Source organism: Nostoc sp., assembly GCF_036916735.1.
GTDB lineage: Bacteria > Cyanobacteriota > Cyanobacteriia > Cyanobacteriales > Nostocaceae > Nostoc.
Genome location: NZ_JBALFV010000066.1, coordinates 1 through 16,456, shown reverse-complemented (window position 1 = coordinate 16,456; position 16,456 = coordinate 1). Strand labels below are relative to the sequence as shown.

The window sequence follows — 16,456 nt, the reverse complement described above, 5'->3', positions numbered from 1 at the left end:
CAGATGTAATTCTGTTTACCACGACGATGCCCGTTCTTACGGACATGATTAGATGCACAATTAGGACAGTTCATCCCTTAATTATGCAACGCCAATAATTCACTTAAGCAGGGATGGAAAAAGCTACACTCCTACGTCTTAAATCTCTCGTCCACCGGAATTTGATAGCCGTTGGCGAGGCGATTAGTCATGTTGGCAGTGGCTGCGATCGCCATAAGTTCCCCGAACATGGTATCATTCATGCCCTTAGCCCGCGCCCCTGCTGTGTGCGAGGCTATGCAATACTCACAGCCATTTGTCGCACTCACAGCGATGTAAATTAGTTCGCGCATCAGTGGATCAATCTCACCGGGGCCAGTCATCACTTCTTTCACCGCTTGCCAAGTTCGTTGCAAGGTAGGCGGATGATTGGCTATCGCTTTCCAAAAGTTATTGATATAATCATTCTGCCGTGTAGCGCAAATGTCGTCATATACTGCACGTACTTCGTCGCTGGCTTCTTCGTATTCAATCAGCTTAGTCATCGAAAATTTGGGTAGAAACCCCCTCCTTTTATAAATACCAAAATGTAGGATACTACGTTTTCAACTGCGAACATTAGCGGTGACGAAATTCGACCTCTTTTTCCAAAATCTTGATATCATAGCTACCAAAGAAATCGTGACCCAGTAAGCCGATGCTTGCTTTTGGTGCGATCGCTACTTGAAGATTATTGGCTGTAACTCCACCTACTGCAATAGATTTTACCTGACTGGTTGGAAATTCTACTTGGCTACCATCGGCAATTTGGGCTTGCATTGTACCTGTAGCCTGGAGTTCAAGTGTATTCGCCATCCCTTGAGTGATAATAGTTTCACTGGAACCTGTATCCACAATCATTTCAAAGGTTTTATTGTCGTTGAAGGTGACATCAATCACAGGAGTTCCACCAAAGCGGCGTTTGATTGAGACTCGAAAAACTCTGTTGTCTGAAGGTACAGCTACATTACCACAAAGTCTTCCCAATCCAACGGTTTTACCAGAGGAGGTTATCATGTAACATGCTCCTGGATCGTCAGCTGTTGCCCTATGAGAGAATGCTAAAAATATCAGCGTAGGTATTAGTCCGATTGCAGCTAGGTTAACGGTCGTAATCCAACAGATCCAAGCATTCTTCATGTTATATTTTTATCCAATTTCGCTGATATTTTTTAATAGCTTAACTTATCAGAATGGCTGCAATAATTGGTGCTGTAAATCCATTTTTTTAAGATAAAAAGCTAATTTTTACAACTCTTTATTATATTTTTTTAAATAAAATGGCATTTCTTGTTATAATTATCGTTTATTTTAATTACACACTTTTTGTAGTTTTAAATTATTTAGTGATTTTTTTACTGTTTATTTAAGTGTCTCCAGAAGATAAAATTGCATTTTACTCAATACATCCTATCTATAATTACTGATTGATAAATTAAAGATTAGGTAAAGACATGATAAAACTACTTAGAGTATATTAAATCTGGCAGACGTAAGAAGTTAGATAAGATAAATTTGTTATTATTCAAGGTTTCTGCTGCATGTACAGCAGTTGCGATCGCATTTATAACAGCAATATCCTTTTCTTCTAAAGGACTTCCAGAGAAGAAAATATACATTTATCATAATGATTATCATTATGATAGGGAGAGAGAAGCTGCCAACGGCAGCCTCTCTCTCCCCTTTTTGTAGTAAATTATGATGATTCGATTTTTGGGTATCCAGAGATGTCTATACAATTAACGGATTCACTAAAAAACTTATTGAAGGAAACTGCATAGCAATTACTCATGTGCAGCCAAGCGTAAATTTATAGCACAAACAGTTGCAGCATTAGGACATGGAGGACAGTCTGTAGCCTAGCAAGAGTTAGGATGGAATCGCGTAACTATTAGTAAGGGAATTAAAGAATTAAACAGTGGGATTATTTGTATAGATAATTATCGAGGTAGAGGGCATAAGAATGCTAAAGTTACCCTCCCAAATCGTTTTAGAAGATATCAAAAAATTGGTTGACGACCAAAGTCAAATAGACCCAAGCTTTAAAAGCCAAAGGCTCTACTACACGCGTCTAAGTGCATCTATTGTTAGGCATCAATTAATTGAGAAATTTGGTTATGGTGATGAAGAACTACCAACTTCACAGACAATTCGGGTTAAATTAAAAGATCGCCGCGCAGACAATCTTCATGAATGGCGGCTACTTGGTACGATAAAGTACAGAGTATCACAACTTAACTCTCAAGTAGATAGAAAAGGAATGTGTACATGGGGAAAGGGAGGTTAGAAGCATTCAGCGATGGGGTTATTGCCATCATCATCACCATTATGGTGCTGGAAATCAAAGTGCCGCATGGATTCGATCTAGCTGCGCTACGTCCACTAATCCCGGTATTTTTGAGCTATGTGCTGAGTTTTATTTATATCGGCATCTACTGGAACAATCACCATCATCTACTACAAGCAGTCCGCCACGTTAATGGGCGTATCCTTTGGGCAAATCTGCATTTGCTATTTTGGTTGTCACTAATCCCCTTCGTTACTGGCTGGATGGGCGAGAATCACTTTGCTGCCATGCCAGTTGCCCTTTATGGTTTAGTGTTGTTGTTGTCTGCGATCGCTTACTTCATCCTTACCCGTGCCCTCATTTCTCACCACGGTAAGGATTCGACTCTAGCGATCGCACTCACTGGAAACTTTAAGGAAAAGATATCGATGGTTTTCTATGCTGTGGCAATTCCACTTGCCTTTGTGAACTCATGGTTTGCCTGTGCATTATACGTTCTGGTTGCAGTTATGTGGCTGATCCCTGACCGTCGCATTGAGAAAACTCTCACTTCCTGAACGTATTTGTTCAATATGCGATTGTTTCGACTGACAATGCCATTGTTTCGACTGACAATGTCATTGTTTCGACTAGCAAAAACAAACCTACCCTTTCTTTTACCTTGCTCTATCTAAAAACCTCGCCCGATCTATACAGAGGTATTTAATAGGATGAGATAAAGTTTTTTGTATTTTATGCAAATGAGAACTACCATAATCTAATGAGCAAATTTTAGGAGCAAAGCGTTAGACTCCTTTCACACAAGTGCAATACCTAAACACAAAAAATATCAGAACTGCAAAACCAGTCGCTGCATAAAATACCCTATTAATTCCGCCAAAACCAAAAGCATAACCCATCAACAATGGGCCTAATGTTTGTCCTAATCCATAGAATGTCCCATTTACCGATATAATCGTCGCTAAATATTCTCTTGGTGCTAAATCTGCTAAAAGTGTTTGGATGCTAGGAAAATTAATACCAAGTCCAATCCCAAAAATTGTACTTGGAATTAATACTAACCAGATATTTGACACAAAGGGAACTGTTAACATTGCTAAAGCATAAAAAACATAAGATGCACTAATTAAACTTGTGGCGGGAAATATTCTCGCTAATCTACCTAACTGGGAAGCTGTGATGGTAATTGCTAGGGAAACACTAGAAAGTAACAATCCAATAATGGTGGGCGGCGCTTTGAAGGTATCGTTAATTAACTGTGGTAAATATGTGACATAAGCGCCATAAAGGAAAACAAAGTTAGCAGCACTGGCAATAAAAAGTCCAAATAGCTGACGATTTTTCAGAACTTTGATGGCATTGCTCAAATACTCTTTGAGATTACGTTGGCCTTTTGGTTCGGGATTCTTAAGTGCAAACAATACTAACAAGCCCAGAGGTATTGCAATTATGGGCAACATAAAGGGATAATACCAGCCCATTGTTGCTAATGCGCCACCGATTATTGGATAACTTGCTGTGCCGATGCTGCTAATACTAGCATTGTAACCCATTGCTGTAGTCCGTCTGTCTCCAGTGTATAAATCACCAATTAAAGTAATACTCAGAGAAAGCAAAGAAGCAGCACCGATCCCTTGTAGCAAACGCAACGATAGTAATAAATTAAAATCGCGGGCAAAGGCGCAAGCAGTACCAGCTATGCCAAATATAAATAGTGAAGGAACAATAATTCTCTTTCTGCCCAATCTATCGGCAACAATACCAATAATTGGCCCTAAAATCAGAGATGGTAATGTAAATGCTGTAATCAATAAACCCAAGTTTTTTGGGTTAATATTTAAATCTTTAGCTAACTTAGGAAAAGCCGGAGTCACACTAGAAACTCCAATGACAGCAATTAGTACAACTGCACAAATAATCTGAAAATTTAGCTCTAGATAAACTGGTCTTTGTCGTTCAAATTGGCTGTTATCTTCTGGTAAATGCATGATAAGACCCTGTGTATAAATAATTATGAACGCGAAACATCTTTTAAGACGCTTCGCGTTTATGTACTAAACAAGTGCCTAATTGACTGTCATCTTAAGCTACTACTTTTTCTTTAAAGGGTGTAAGGGCCAAGCTGAACTGGTGTGAAAAGATTGATCTTGGAATTTATGGCTTAAATTTCTATGGTAGATTAACAGCGTTGCAGATTTAAAAGATAATTTTGTCGTGCAGCATTGCTTCCAGCAAAAAGCTCGAATGAATGGAAATTACAGTCTAATTTTTACATACGCTAACAAGGGATAGCAATGCTCACTTACTGGCTGAGATTTTGAAACGGAATTACGTTCATGAGAATAGCTTTGATCGCCTCACGCGATTCCACCGTTGACACGGATATTTTGACCAGTGATCCACCTGGCTTCGTCGCTAGCGAGAAATGCTACTACATCAGCAATTTCTTGCACTTCTCCCAGTTTGCCAAAAGCAGCCATTTGGGCTAAATGGTCTATCTGTTCTTGTGTTTTGCCTTCTCGAAACAATTCTGTATCGGTGGGGCCAGGAGAAATAACATTAACTGCGATCGCTTTTGCACCTAATTCTTTAGCTAGTACCCGCGTGATTTGTTCAACAGCACCCTTGGTTCCTACATAAGCACTATAAGTTGGTAGCATCATCGCCGTAGTTGATGAAGAAAAGTTGATAATCCGTCCCCCTTCTGCCATGTGTTGCGCGGCTTGTTGACAAGCAAAAAAAGTGCCTTTGACGTTAATAGCAAAAATCGCGTCAAAATCTTCTTCACTCACTTGATGAATTGGTTTATAGAAGGCGATTCCGGCGTTGTTGACCAAAATATCCACTTTAGCGAAGCGCTCAAGCGTTTGCTCAAATAACCGTTGTATGTCGGGTATTTTGCTAATATCAGCTTGTACGGCAATTGCCTCTACTCCCAGCTTTTCAATTTCTGCAACCACTTCCTGTGCTTTGCTTGCATTACCCGCATAGTTAACGACAATAGATGCACCGTTACCAGCTAACTTGAGTGCGATCGCTCGCCCAATTCCCCGCGATGCACCAGTGATAATTGCAACTTTCCCTGCTATTGATGCCATAGATTGATCTGTGTTTTATTTTGGTTCACCAAAGTGATTATCTGCTATTAACGTACTGTAGCAAGGTTAAATTTAGCGATCACGTTGTAGAATGCCAACTTCATTCAAGGCAAAATCCCGCCAGCGACTTCAAGTAACCGTCAGGCGGGAGAAATGAAAATACTTTGCAAGAGGTAAGAATATATGCGCTTTTGCAGACAGATTCAGGTTTGATGCGGCTTGGCAAATATTGTTGAATATGTTGAGCTAAATTGAATGCCTGAGTATTCTTTGATGTAAAGGCGATCGCCCTATTGAACTTGACAGAATTTTAAGTGCTGATCGCCAAATAATTACTAATTCGTAATGGGCTGCACCCATTATGAATCACGAATTATTTTCACGTAGGTATTCTCTTGACCATAGCCTACAAACGTGTTTTATAAATTATTTGTCTTTGTTAATCAAAAGTTCATCAGGTTTATCGAATCTGCCTAGATTAAAATTATTTGAAAAAGGGATTTTCTGGACCTTCCCCTTGATTTCCTGGACCTTCCCCTTGAATCTGAAACTGCGGACATGTTGTCCCAGATAAGCGTGTTCCATTAAATATAAAAGTAGTGCCGTTGGAATTGATAGCATTACCATTTATCGTCCGATCTGGAACAAAGTCTCCTCTTACTTCACCGTTAAGTGCAATACTTACTTCTGAAAATGGTTTTGTGACTGCTTGCCAATTTCTCTGATCCTGACCTAAATTTGTACGGTCATAAGTAGCCTCTTGTCCAACAAAACGTAGGTTACCGTTGAAGTCAAAATCAAAACAAGCAGTAAAATTATCTCCCAAGCTTGACTCAACATTCACATCGTAGCTTTTGCCCTCTACTCCAGCTTGTACTGGCAGAGAAAACAACATTATCTGTCCTAGTAAACAAGTTAAAACTAAACCATACTTAGATTGGATGATTTGCACTGACATAATTGTTTAGCTCCGTTATGTAATCAAGTAATTTGCTTATTTTTACTCATTGATGACAGGTTAAGATAAATAACCATTTCTCAATAAGTAATGGTGCTTAATATTCATTCAAAATCCAGGTCGTAAACGCAAATTTCCAGTTTGCAATGCCGTATGCATAGCGTATAGTAGACAAGGCTAGCTACACCTACGCTATGCAAACGGCATCGTTCATCCTTGCGTTAAAATTTAGTATAAAGCTTAATTAGATACTTGATAGTATCGATAACTTACAGCGTAATCACTATTGACAAAACGAGTTATATCTTAAACTATCACAAATGTTTTCCTTTTAAAAGGAGCGACTACTCTATGAGTTCTCCAATGGAGTACCCGCTTACTTACAAGCGATCGCTACAGTTAACCCTCTTGAGTGGGGATTGGTAGGAGACAAGATTGAGACTTCTCCCTTGCTCCCTCCTCTTTACTCCCCTTAATTAAGATTCTGGAGCGATCGCAACACCATCTCTAAGATTGAGCAAACCTGAAATAATAACTTTATCTTCTGGCTGTAAACCTTCAATAACTTGGTAATTATTATTTTTGATTTGGCCTAGCTTCACTCGCCTTTGCCGAGCTACTTGTTGAGATACACCTTGGGGAGATGTTTCTGTTTCAACTACATAAACAAAAGTGTCTCCACCGACACGAGTCATTGCTGTTGTGGGGATTAAGACTCCGGGGCGCTGATTCCAAAATACTCTAGCTCTTACCAATTGATTTGCACGTAACTGACCATTAGGGTTGTCAAAAAGGGCTTTGATCAGTATTCCTTGTGTTTCATTACTAGCAGTAGGTGCAATGAAAAATACCCTACTTCTACCAAGCTTTTGACCTTGTGTGTTCATAACCTCCACTGGCATTCCCTTACGCAGTTGGGGCCCTTGCTGCAATGGCACAGAGATGTTGACTTCTAAAGGTCGATTTTGCGTGATATTAACTAATTGTGTGGAAGTATTAACTAAATCACCTACTTTCACAGCGATGTTGTTAACTGTGCCACTAAAGGGAGCAGTAATTTTGTCGTACTGCAAGTTCCCTTGTTGTTTTGGAATATTTACATTAGCTTGCTGCAAAGTTTTTTCACCCTGCAAGATGTTGGCTCGTTGTGCTTGAATTCTAGAATCAATTGCATCAAGATTAGCCTTAGCATTGGCGAGTCTATCACCAAACTGATTCCGAGTCTGTCGAGACACCGCTCCTTCTTGGGCTAGGGTGACAAACTTTTCGTAATTCTGCTGGTAAAATTGCACATTCGCAACGTAGGATGGTCGTTGTGCTTCCAAAGATTTGAGTATAGCGCGGGCATTTTCCAGTTGCACTAAAAATCCTTGAGGCACAGCATTGCTTCCACTGACACCGACTTGTGAAGTAGGATCTACTTGCAGAATTGCCGCTCCTTGTGCAACTGGATCTCCCGATTTGACAAATATCTGGGTAACTTGGCCTTGAATCTTCGGCTGGAGCGTGACTGAGCGCTGGGATTTTAAGCTTGCAATAAAATCTGAACTTTCCTCAATAATGCCACTTTGTACTGTTGATATTTTGACTCTTACCCCTTGAGGTTGAGTATTAGCAGTTGAAGGTGCTGAATTTTGCGGAGTGAGCAAACGCCAAACTATAGTTGCTGTGCCCCCTAACAATAGTAGTCCAGCTAAAACCCAAAGCCACCGCCGTTTTCCAGAAGGTGGCTCAAATGAGGTTTGTGGAGCTTTTTCTCCAAAATCAGTTTGAGGCTCAGGGGATGTCATGGCTTATGAGGAACTTAAGGAACAAATTAACTAGAATTAAATCAATATTTCATTTGTTGAGATGGAAATTACTGATTTGGCATGAGGTTTTGTAGCAAATTATGTGTTACCCTCTTCAATTATACAGTTTTGATGATTCTGTCTAAATCTACCCAAAGGTCAATTCCTGCAAGATCATATAGGAATTCGCTCTGGCAAAATAACTTATATTACCAACATCTTGCCATCCATAGAGAACATCACGATGTTTGTGACTAACGTCTTAATGTTGCTTATTAATATCACGACACTTGTAACCAACGCTTTGACGTTGCTTATTAACATTACGTCATTCATAGAAAACATCACGATGTTTGTAAGCAACGGCTTGACGTTGCTTATTAACCTTTCGCAATTTATAAAGAACATCACGATATTTGTCACAAACATAAGAATATTTGCAACAACTTTTCAAGAGAATCAGTTAATACTATAGCCAGCAGCAAATTCACCCAAACAAAGTGAGTACTGCTGAAATAATTGAGTTACCTATCTAGGGCCTTTATGACTTGCTTGAGCCGTGTACTTGGAAACTTGTACGCACGGTTATGAGTGGGAAAGAGGCAGTAATGCCTCTGACCTACCCAATAAAAGTAAATGTATTTTTCTCAAAAAATAAATGAAGGCTACGCCTACGTAACATAATTAAAAGCATCATTGATTTTAGGTAGGTAAAAGTTATGACAAATATCATTGCTAGAGGTTCATCAGGCGATAAACAGCTCTCTGGAAGTGATGGTAATGATTCTATTGACATTTCTGGCAACTACCATATCTTTGACTACGACACTCCCTTGGACTCTCGCTCTTTAAGTAATAACACTCTAAAAGGAGGTGCGGGTGACGATACATTGAATGCTAGCGGTTCAGAAGGCGATAACCTACTCTTAGGGGACGATGGCAATGATTCTCTTAGCATCTCTGGCTACTATTACTTCAATCGAATATCGGTCTTAGACTCTCGCACTTTAGGTAATAACACTCTAAAAGGAGGTGCTGGTGACGATACATTGAATGCTAGCGGTTCAGAAGGCAATAACCTACTCTTAGGGGGCGATGGCAATGATTCTCTTGACATATCGGGCGGCACCTACGGCGACGAATACATCGAAGGCTACTACTCTCGCTCTTTAGGTAATAACACCCTCAACGGAGGCGTTGGTGACGATACATTGAATGTTAGCGGTTCAGAAGGCAATAACTTGTTCTCTGGGGGTCAAGGTGAGGATTTGTTGCTTATAGATTTTAGATATTCTACAAAGGGAATCACAACAACATTTAATGCTACTACTAACATTGGCTTGATTACCACGGGTTCAAATCGAGTTAGCTACAACAATATTGAACGATTATACATTTTAGGTACAGCCTACGATGACAGGATTGTTGGGAATGATGGCAACGATACGCTCTCTGTGGGCATTGGTGGTAATGATACGATAGATGGGGGTAAGGGTGATGATGTCTTGTCCGTCGATTACAGCAAATTTGATTATCTGTCGTCCCTCGATTACAGCACAGCCAACGGGAGAATCACAACGATATTCAATGCCACTACTAACATTGGCTTGATTACGGCAGGCACAAATCGAATTAGCTACAAAAATATCGAACGATTAAACATCTCAGGTACAGCTTACGATGAGAAGATTGTTGGGAACGATGGCAACGATACGCTCTCTGGGGGCATTGGTGGTAATGATACGATAGATGGGGGTAAAGGTGACGATGTGTTATCTGTCGATTACAGCAATGCTACAGAGGGAATCACAACGACATTTGATGCTACTACTAACATTGGCTTGATTACAGCAGGCACAAATCGAGTTAGCTACAAAAATATCGAACGGTTCAATATCTCAGGTACAGCCTACGATGACAGAATTTTTGGGAACAGTGGGAACGATACTCTGTTTGGGGGTTTTGGAGATGATAATGACACCCTAACTGGTGGCGCGGGCAATGATAAATTTGTATACAACTTGCGCGACAAGAGGAACTACCAGTTTGATATCATAGGTTATTTAAACAACTCAAGGGACAACACAAGCAACGGCACTGATATCATCACCGATTTTGGTGGCGTGGGTAAAGGCTCAAATCCCTCAGCAACGTTGATTGCCTCCTTAGACACCTTGCAATTTACAGGTAGTAGCTTCACTGCTGAGAATCTGCAATTAACTCAAAATGGTAACAACTTAGAAATCACTTTCGACGATTTCAATGTAAACAAAGTCATTTTGCAAAACTTCCTCCTAGAAAACCTGGATAATCTGCCAGCAACTTCTTTACGGCCAGCTATTGGCAATATCCTATTTAATGGACAAACCAGCATCACCGACAGTTTTGATGTATTTGATGCTAATTCTACTCAAACTAGCCTATTCAACAGGAACACTGTTACCTTCCTCAATGACCTATCCAACAATATTATAGGTTTTAACAACTCCAATGATGTTATCAATGGTCAAGGGGGCGATGACATTATCGATGGCTTGAGTGGTAATGACATACTCAGAGGTGGTGCAGGAAATGATACTCTGATTGGCGGTGCAGGAAATAATACCCTTGACGGTGGTACTGGTGACGATAGCTTGAATGCCAGGAATTCAACAGGCGATAACCTGCTGTGTGGAGGCGATGGCAATGATATCCTCACAGGTGGTTCTGGAAATAATAGCCTAATTGGAGGAGTTGGTACTGATACCTTTGTTTTCAATAGTTACGATGAAGGTGTTAATACTATTTATGACTTCAACCCCATTAATGAACTGATTCAGGTATTATCTACTTTTGGCGGTGGGTTATCACCAAGTTCACTTTCCCCTAATCAGTTTACCATCGGAACATCTGCAACCACTAGCAATCAGCGATTTATCTACAACAGCGCTACAGGTGGATTGTTCTTTGACCTTGATGGAAGTGGATCTGGGTCTACTCAGGTACAATTTGCACAATTATCTCCTGGAGTGAAACTAACCGAAAAGAATTTTGTGGTTGTTTAATCTTTATTAGCACTCTGCATCAGCAAGCAGTACAGTTTGCAGGGTGCCATTTTTAGCATCTGGCATCTGTCTGTTTTGCTCCCGATGCAAGTCCTTAGTATAGTAGCGATCGCACTCATGGGTAGCACTTTTGTTTAACTCACTGTAATCATTGTCCCCACACTCTCATTCGCCAATCTATCCACTGCACACACGGCATAGGTTCCCGCTTGTTGAACGGTAGCGAAGGTTGTGCCAGCAGACAAAATTCGTTGAATTGTCCAAGTATCGCCAGTTTGCCGATAAAGTGTCCAAGAACGAACTGGCTGATTATCTCCAGGTTCCCAACTCAGTTTGCGGTTGTTGACCTGTAGTTGAATAGGCGGAGGCGGCGGTGTTGTATCCTGCCAAGACAAGGTTGGCGGTAGCGCAGGTTTGTTATAAAGCAGACTTTGGAATTTATCAGCAATGCCTTGACTATTTTCTATCAAAACACCGACATTAAAGAAGATATTCCCCAGTGACAAATGTCCAGCTTGGCTACGACTAATTTTCACCTGCTTTTCAATCTCATCACTCTCCCGACTCTTGTTGCTTGGTTCTGTCAGATTGTTACCAGCGTAAACGTGTCTTTGTTTTGTGTTTACCTCTGTCCACCACTTTAACAACGCCGAATAACTTTGTTGTGGTTGGTCTGTGCGCCAGTAAAGTTGAGGCGCGATATAATCAATCCAGCCTTCTGCTAGCCATTTCTTCGAGTCGGCATACAACACGTTATAAGCATCTAATCCAGTAATCCCAGTGGGTTGTCCGGGGCGATAAATCCCAAAGGGACTAATACCAAATTTAACGTCGGGTTTGGTTAGTTTAATTCCCAGCCAGAGGCGCTGTACCATTCTGTTAACATTATCTCGTCGCCAGTCGCCAAGGCTGAGTGTACCACCAGCTGCTTTATATGCAGCGTAGGTTTTGTTATCGGGAAAAGCTTGCCCCTCGATGGGATATGGATAGAAATAATCATCTAAGTGAATGCCATCAACATCGTAGCGCTTCACTACATCGAGAATTACGTTATAAGCTCTATCTTGAACTATTTTCAGTCCTGGGTCCATCCAGCGTTGAGTTTTCCACAAATAAACACTTTCTGGATTGGTAGCTGCTATGTGGGGACGGACTGTTTTAGCTGGGTCGGTGGAAGTGCTGGCGCGGTAAGGGTTGAACCAAGCATGAAGTTCAATATTGCGTTTATGACATTCTGCGATCGCAAACGCTAAAGGATCATAAAATGGTTCTGGTGCTTTTCCCTGAGTTCCTGTAATCCAAGCACTCCAAGGCTCTAATTTCGATTCATATAAAGCGTCCCCCTCCGGTCGCACCTGAAAGATAAGAGCATTAAAGTTTAGGGCTTGTAATTTACTAATAATTTCGCTAAGTTCAGCTTTTTGTTGGGCAACAGAAAGTCCTGCTTTGGAAGGCCAGTTACTATTCCACACAGATGCTACCCACGCCCCCCGGAATTCTCGACTATGATTTAGCCTAACGCTACCGACAGGTGCAGGTGTCGGTGTTGGTATTGGTATGGGTGTTGGTATTGGCGTTGGCTCTGGCGTTAGTGTTGGCGGCTGCACTAAGTAACTAGAAGCAATTTTTTCTGCCTGACCTAAATACACTAAAGCTTGATAAATAATCACTGCCACATCTGCACGAGTGGCTGCAAGGTTGGGATTGAGTAATTTGATATTTGGGAAACTAACCACCAATCCAGCGCTGGTGGCAATAGCTACCTGATTTATACCATACTCAGGAATTTGAACAGAATCTTGATAAATTTGTGGGAGTTGTGAGAGGAGGTCAGCTTTTACCTTGGTGGCAATTTCTAAGCCTCCTACCAAAGAAACTAAAACTTCTACCCTAGTAATTCGGTTAGCTGAACGGAAAGTTTTATCAGGAAACCCGCTAAGAAATGCCTTTTCGTAAGCTGCTTGAATGGCAGCTGCTGCCCAATAATTAGTGGTTACATCAACAAAGGGGACATACTGCCGCTTCTTGGAAACTGTCCCAAATGCGTTAGCGATAATGGCGGCAAATTCAGCGCGGGTAACAGAGTTATCGGGGCGATAAGTACCATTAGGCAATCCATTGACGATACGACGTTGGGCTAAGGCTGTAATAAATAAGCGTGCCCAATGGTTTTGGATATCCGAGAATGAAGTAGCAATAGATACCATTGTTGAAAAGCAGCTAGCTGGCCTTGATTTTGATTTCCTTAGCTAATTTAGCAATATCAGAGCGATCGCTGCTGCAATGTCTTATAAACTTGGGGATTGGGTATTAATAATTTCTTTTTCCTATTCCCTATTCCCCATCTACTAAGTAGGATTTGCAGCTTCATTAGTAGGATTCGAGGTAGAACGCGCATTCAAGGACAGCATCACTCGTGAAATACCAGTGAAAATAATGCTGACACCAACTAGTGTGCCAAGAAGCCAGGGCGCATCAAAGGGCCACTGGAACCAAATCATTGCGCCTAAGACCAGCGTAATAATTCCATCACCTAGTACCCACGTCCAGTTCTGTTGTGGACGTAACCGGAATGCCAGAATTAACTCAAATGTACCTTCAGCCAGTAAAAAGCTGCCAAGCAATAGAGTTAATGTGAGAATACCTGTAGAAGGATAAACAAACAGCATTATGCCCGTTGCAATATAAAGTCCGCTCAATAGAACTTTCCAAAGAAAACCTCCTTGGTTGCGGGTTTGAGTGGCATAAACTAGTTTTGTAAATCCGGCAAAAATCAAAATCACCGCAATCCAAGTCTCAGCAAATAAGGTCGAGAGACTAGGCGCTGCGATCGCAATAACCCCCAAAATACTCAAAAGAACACCACTTATGAGTGACCCATTAATATCCTTCTTAATATCTGTAGAAACATCGGTTTTCATACAAATTTTATCCCTATTCTTAAACTCAACTCTACATTTAGGTTAAGGAATTTCCAGGTAACAAGGTATGAACCCTAAGATAGACTCATCAGTATTAATTTAATTGGGATCGCTACTAAAATCCACGACTATTGAGACACTAAACCAATAGAGATATGAGTGAAAAAGAATGTAGAGACGTAGCAATGCTACGTCTCTACAAGGGTTCTAAATAACGCATATTTAATTTCACCAGATGTTTAATCATCTGATGACATAACCCTTATAAGATTTCTGCAAGATTGCTTAGGCGTTCATAAACAGCGATAAGACGATCTCCTTGAAGTTCAACAGAAGGATTTGGATAATTCTGAATAGCTCCAAGTAATGTAACTTGACCATTTTGTTGAATAGATGCACTTAAAGCACTTCGCAGTGCCTCCTGATTTAGTTGTCCTCCGGGAGGGTGAACTACCTCACCAATTTGGCTAACCAAAACTGGCCCTGCCCAGCTAGACAGTAAGCTATTTAAAAAGGCAGGATCAGCTTTTATCGCAGCTCTCAGTGCCTTACGAGCTACTACGGGGTCTTGTTGCGCCGCCTGTAAGTAAGCCCTTAACGTCGGAGTAGTTGTGCCAGTTTCTGTAAACTGATTTAATTCTTGAACAGATATTTGCCCCTGAAAAGTACCATATTTTAAAATAACTTGCTCGGCAGCATTAGCATTAGCACTTGAGAGGAGAACAATAGCGCCTACACCTAAAGCTACTGTTTGAGTAAGTAACTGAGTGAATTTCCGATTGTTTAATCGGTTGAAAAGTTGATAAATCTGCATTTTGTCTAACTTTATAATAATCTGTGGGAGCGTAAATAGGCAAAAAATGCCCAGGCATTATATTACTCTTTCACTAAATTCATACTACAGATAGACGTTAGGTAGGTACAGCTATACCCCCCTAAAGGCAATTTCTTCGTTGTAAAGATTTTCTGTTAGGCGAAAGCTAATGAGGTAGTATTGACTTATCTTCGTCTAAGGTTGGTCCTGGTACACCTAAATGCTTCCTTGCAGATTCTTCAGCTAGCTTTCGGTCTTGCTCATTATTGAACTGACTCTCATCTAACAAATGAGGATTTTTTGCCGCTTCATCTCGGCTTGGTCGATAGCCATTTTTCCACTTGTACTTCAAGTCCATAATTTGAAAAGCAGATATACTGCGATTTGATTACCTAGTTGTTCATAGTAGGCGCTTAATGGAAGATAATACTCCTGCTATAGGTTGAAGAAGCTCATTCAGAGGGTACAAATTTAACAATCGCAAATATAATAACTATGGTCTAATCACACTCAGAAAAGCTCTAAGCTATGCATAATAAGCACTACAGCTTTTAAAGCTCTTGAACAGTGGAGCGATGAATACCTACATAGGCACAGCCTGCTGTAGGCATAGCTTCACTCTACCCTGCAAACACAGCCTTATGAATGGGGCGATGATATCCAGTTTGTCCAAAAATTTTTTTAGGTAGAAAAACCTTATTGCTCTTCTATAATCTTTCTGCGGGTTGTAATATCATGTCCGGTGAATCACTTATGATTACCGTATCTGTGCAAAAATTGGAAAAGCCTTTTTCCCCCTGCTCCCCGCCCCCTGCTTCCCTGCGCTCTAAATGATAAGTCTTTAGCCGGACATGATATAATTCGGGGGCGAGGCATAGTTGATTACCTAATCAAAACCACCGATTTCTGGATTTTCTAAAACTCCCCGCATTGCCTCCACATCTTTGGGAGCCGCAGGTAAGGGAGAAAGACCATTGCCATATTCGCCAACCCCAATCAGCAATGCTACTTTAGGTATTTGAAATATTCTATCCTGCTACGAATTTTTCTGCTGTCTTAATTGCTGCTTCTAACTCTTGCCGACTACTGGCTTTAACTTTCAGTTTCTTGCCATTAGACTCAATTTTTATGACCCCAGCTAGCTAGGTTAGATTTTTATTTCCTTTGTTAATTTAGCAATACCAGAGCGATCGCTATTGCTGTGTCATATAAAATTTTACAGTTGCAGAATTTGTTTGGTTTTATATTTTCATTTAAAAACCGATGTACCCTTCTCTACGGGATGCAAGACCGTGATTTTTAATAGTCACGTATATTTGCTGATTACTTTATCAAAAAGGCTAATTGCTTTCTCAAAAAGCCTGTTTACTTTCTCAAAACACTTAAATGCTTTCTCAAAAGAAGCTTTTGCTTTCTCAAACCCCAGTTTGTTTACTCATTTTGGTGTTTTCCGCAAGTAAAATCAGCTTTTGCTTTCTCAAACCCCAGTTTGCTTACTCATTTTGGTGTTTTCCGCAAGTAAAATC

General features: G+C 40.6%; 14 protein-coding genes and 1 pseudogene. 3 read left to right on the top strand and 12 right to left on the bottom strand.

Annotation, left to right across the window (positions count from 1 at the left end; translation table 11 throughout):
• The 4 genes from V7L20_RS32640 to V7L20_RS15455 all read right to left on the bottom strand — a co-directional run.
• Nucleotides 1-74: transposase-like zinc-binding domain-containing protein (locus V7L20_RS32640; protein WP_442943554.1), on the bottom strand; the 74-nt coding region annotated here is incomplete at its 3' end.
• A 57-nt stretch (nucleotides 75-131) separates the two neighbouring features.
• Complete coding sequence (locus V7L20_RS15465) at nucleotides 132-524, bottom strand: carboxymuconolactone decarboxylase family protein (protein WP_229495009.1); 393 nt, start codon at nucleotides 522-524, stop codon at nucleotides 132-134.
• 73 nt (nucleotides 525-597) lie between these two features.
• Nucleotides 598-1,158 carry a retropepsin-like aspartic protease family protein gene (locus V7L20_RS15460; protein ID WP_334744935.1) on the bottom strand — a complete coding sequence of 187 codons (561 nt, stop codon included), beginning with the start codon at nucleotides 1,156-1,158 and terminating at the stop codon, nucleotides 598-600.
• A 323-nt stretch (nucleotides 1,159-1,481) separates the two neighbouring features.
• Entirely contained in the window at nucleotides 1,482-1,637 is a 156-nt protein-coding gene (locus tag V7L20_RS15455; protein WP_334744934.1) for a hypothetical protein, read from the bottom strand.
• A 114-nt stretch (nucleotides 1,638-1,751) separates the two neighbouring features.
• Here V7L20_RS15455 and V7L20_RS15450 point away from each other — a divergent pair.
• Both V7L20_RS15450 and V7L20_RS15445 read left to right on the top strand, forming a co-directional pair.
• Nucleotides 1,752-2,188: pseudogene (locus V7L20_RS15450) on the top strand (ISAzo13-like element ISMae28 family transposase); the annotation flags it as partial.
• A 98-nt stretch (nucleotides 2,189-2,286) separates the two neighbouring features.
• Entirely contained in the window at nucleotides 2,287-2,862 is a 576-nt protein-coding gene (locus V7L20_RS15445) for a TMEM175 family protein (protein ID WP_334744933.1), read from the top strand.
• Between the two features lie 228 nt (nucleotides 2,863-3,090).
• On the opposite strand, the gene V7L20_RS15440 is transcribed toward V7L20_RS15445, so the two are convergent.
• The 4 genes from V7L20_RS15440 to V7L20_RS15425 all read right to left on the bottom strand — a co-directional run bounded on the left by V7L20_RS15440 (nucleotide 3,091) and on the right by V7L20_RS15425 (nucleotide 8,151).
• Nucleotides 3,091-4,293 carry an MFS transporter gene (locus tag V7L20_RS15440; protein ID WP_334744932.1) on the bottom strand — a complete coding sequence of 401 codons (1,203 nt, stop codon included), beginning with the start codon at nucleotides 4,291-4,293 and terminating at the stop codon, nucleotides 3,091-3,093.
• A gap of 369 nt (nucleotides 4,294-4,662) precedes the next feature.
• Nucleotides 4,663-5,403 (bottom strand): SDR family oxidoreductase, encoded by a 741-nt coding sequence (locus V7L20_RS15435; protein ID WP_334744931.1) that lies wholly within the window; start codon nucleotides 5,401-5,403, stop codon nucleotides 4,663-4,665.
• 484 nt (nucleotides 5,404-5,887) lie between these two features.
• Nucleotides 5,888-6,361 (bottom strand): hypothetical protein, encoded by a 474-nt coding sequence (locus tag V7L20_RS15430; protein WP_334744930.1) that lies wholly within the window; start codon nucleotides 6,359-6,361, stop codon nucleotides 5,888-5,890.
• A gap of 476 nt (nucleotides 6,362-6,837) precedes the next feature.
• Nucleotides 6,838-8,151, bottom strand: a complete 1,314-nt coding sequence (locus tag V7L20_RS15425; protein WP_334744929.1) for an efflux RND transporter periplasmic adaptor subunit — start codon at nucleotides 8,149-8,151, stop codon at nucleotides 6,838-6,840.
• Between the two features lie 719 nt (nucleotides 8,152-8,870).
• On the opposite strand from V7L20_RS15425, the gene V7L20_RS15420 reads away from it, so the two are divergent.
• Nucleotides 8,871-11,195, top strand: coding sequence for a beta strand repeat-containing protein (locus tag V7L20_RS15420; protein ID WP_334744928.1), 2,325 nt, complete (start codon nucleotides 8,871-8,873; stop codon nucleotides 11,193-11,195).
• A 134-nt stretch (nucleotides 11,196-11,329) separates the two neighbouring features.
• Here V7L20_RS15420 and V7L20_RS15415 read toward each other — a convergent pair whose 3' ends face one another.
• The 4 genes from V7L20_RS15415 to V7L20_RS15400 all read right to left on the bottom strand — a co-directional run bounded on the left by V7L20_RS15415 (nucleotide 11,330) and on the right by V7L20_RS15400 (nucleotide 15,288).
• Nucleotides 11,330-13,402: a glycoside hydrolase family 10 protein gene (locus tag V7L20_RS15415; RefSeq protein ID WP_334744927.1), complete on the bottom strand. Its 2,073-nt coding sequence runs from the start codon at nucleotides 13,400-13,402 to the stop codon at nucleotides 11,330-11,332.
• A gap of 141 nt (nucleotides 13,403-13,543) precedes the next feature.
• Entirely contained in the window at nucleotides 13,544-14,116 is a 573-nt protein-coding gene (locus tag V7L20_RS15410; protein ID WP_334744926.1) for an HdeD family acid-resistance protein, read from the bottom strand.
• Between the two features lie 262 nt (nucleotides 14,117-14,378).
• Complete coding sequence (locus tag V7L20_RS15405; RefSeq protein WP_334744925.1) at nucleotides 14,379-14,930, bottom strand: alpha/beta hydrolase; 552 nt, start codon at nucleotides 14,928-14,930, stop codon at nucleotides 14,379-14,381.
• A 166-nt stretch (nucleotides 14,931-15,096) separates the two neighbouring features.
• Nucleotides 15,097-15,288 (bottom strand): bromodomain-containing protein, encoded by a 192-nt coding sequence (locus tag V7L20_RS15400; protein WP_334744924.1) that lies wholly within the window; start codon nucleotides 15,286-15,288, stop codon nucleotides 15,097-15,099.
• Nucleotides 15,289-16,456: the final 1,168 nt, after the last annotated feature.

Coding starts and splice junctions, on each gene's coding strand:
- V7L20_RS15455 (WP_334744934.1), bottom strand. CDS start 1,637: ATGTATATTTTCTTCTCTGGAAGTCCTTTAGAAGAAAAGGATATTGCT.
- V7L20_RS15430 (WP_334744930.1), bottom strand. CDS start 6,361: ATGTCAGTGCAAATCATCCAATCTAAGTATGGTTTAGTTTTAACTTGT.
- V7L20_RS15405 (WP_334744925.1), bottom strand. CDS start 14,930: ATGCAGATTTATCAACTTTTCAACCGATTAAACAATCGGAAATTCACT.
- V7L20_RS15410 (WP_334744926.1), bottom strand. CDS start 14,116: ATGAAAACCGATGTTTCTACAGATATTAAGAAGGATATTAATGGGTCA.
- V7L20_RS15465 (WP_229495009.1), bottom strand. CDS start 524: ATGACTAAGCTGATTGAATACGAAGAAGCCAGCGACGAAGTACGTGCA.
- V7L20_RS15425 (WP_334744929.1), bottom strand. CDS start 8,151: ATGACATCCCCTGAGCCTCAAACTGATTTTGGAGAAAAAGCTCCACAA.
- V7L20_RS15435 (WP_334744931.1), bottom strand. CDS start 5,403: ATGGCATCAATAGCAGGGAAAGTTGCAATTATCACTGGTGCATCGCGG.
- V7L20_RS15420 (WP_334744928.1), top strand. CDS start 8,871: ATGACAAATATCATTGCTAGAGGTTCATCAGGCGATAAACAGCTCTCT.
- V7L20_RS15440 (WP_334744932.1), bottom strand. CDS start 4,293: ATGCATTTACCAGAAGATAACAGCCAATTTGAACGACAAAGACCAGTT.
- V7L20_RS15415 (WP_334744927.1), bottom strand. CDS start 13,402: ATGGTATCTATTGCTACTTCATTCTCGGATATCCAAAACCATTGGGCA.
- V7L20_RS15460 (WP_334744935.1), bottom strand. CDS start 1,158: ATGAAGAATGCTTGGATCTGTTGGATTACGACCGTTAACCTAGCTGCA.
- V7L20_RS15445 (WP_334744933.1), top strand. CDS start 2,287: ATGGGGAAAGGGAGGTTAGAAGCATTCAGCGATGGGGTTATTGCCATC.
- V7L20_RS15400 (WP_334744924.1), bottom strand. CDS start 15,288: ATGGACTTGAAGTACAAGTGGAAAAATGGCTATCGACCAAGCCGAGAT.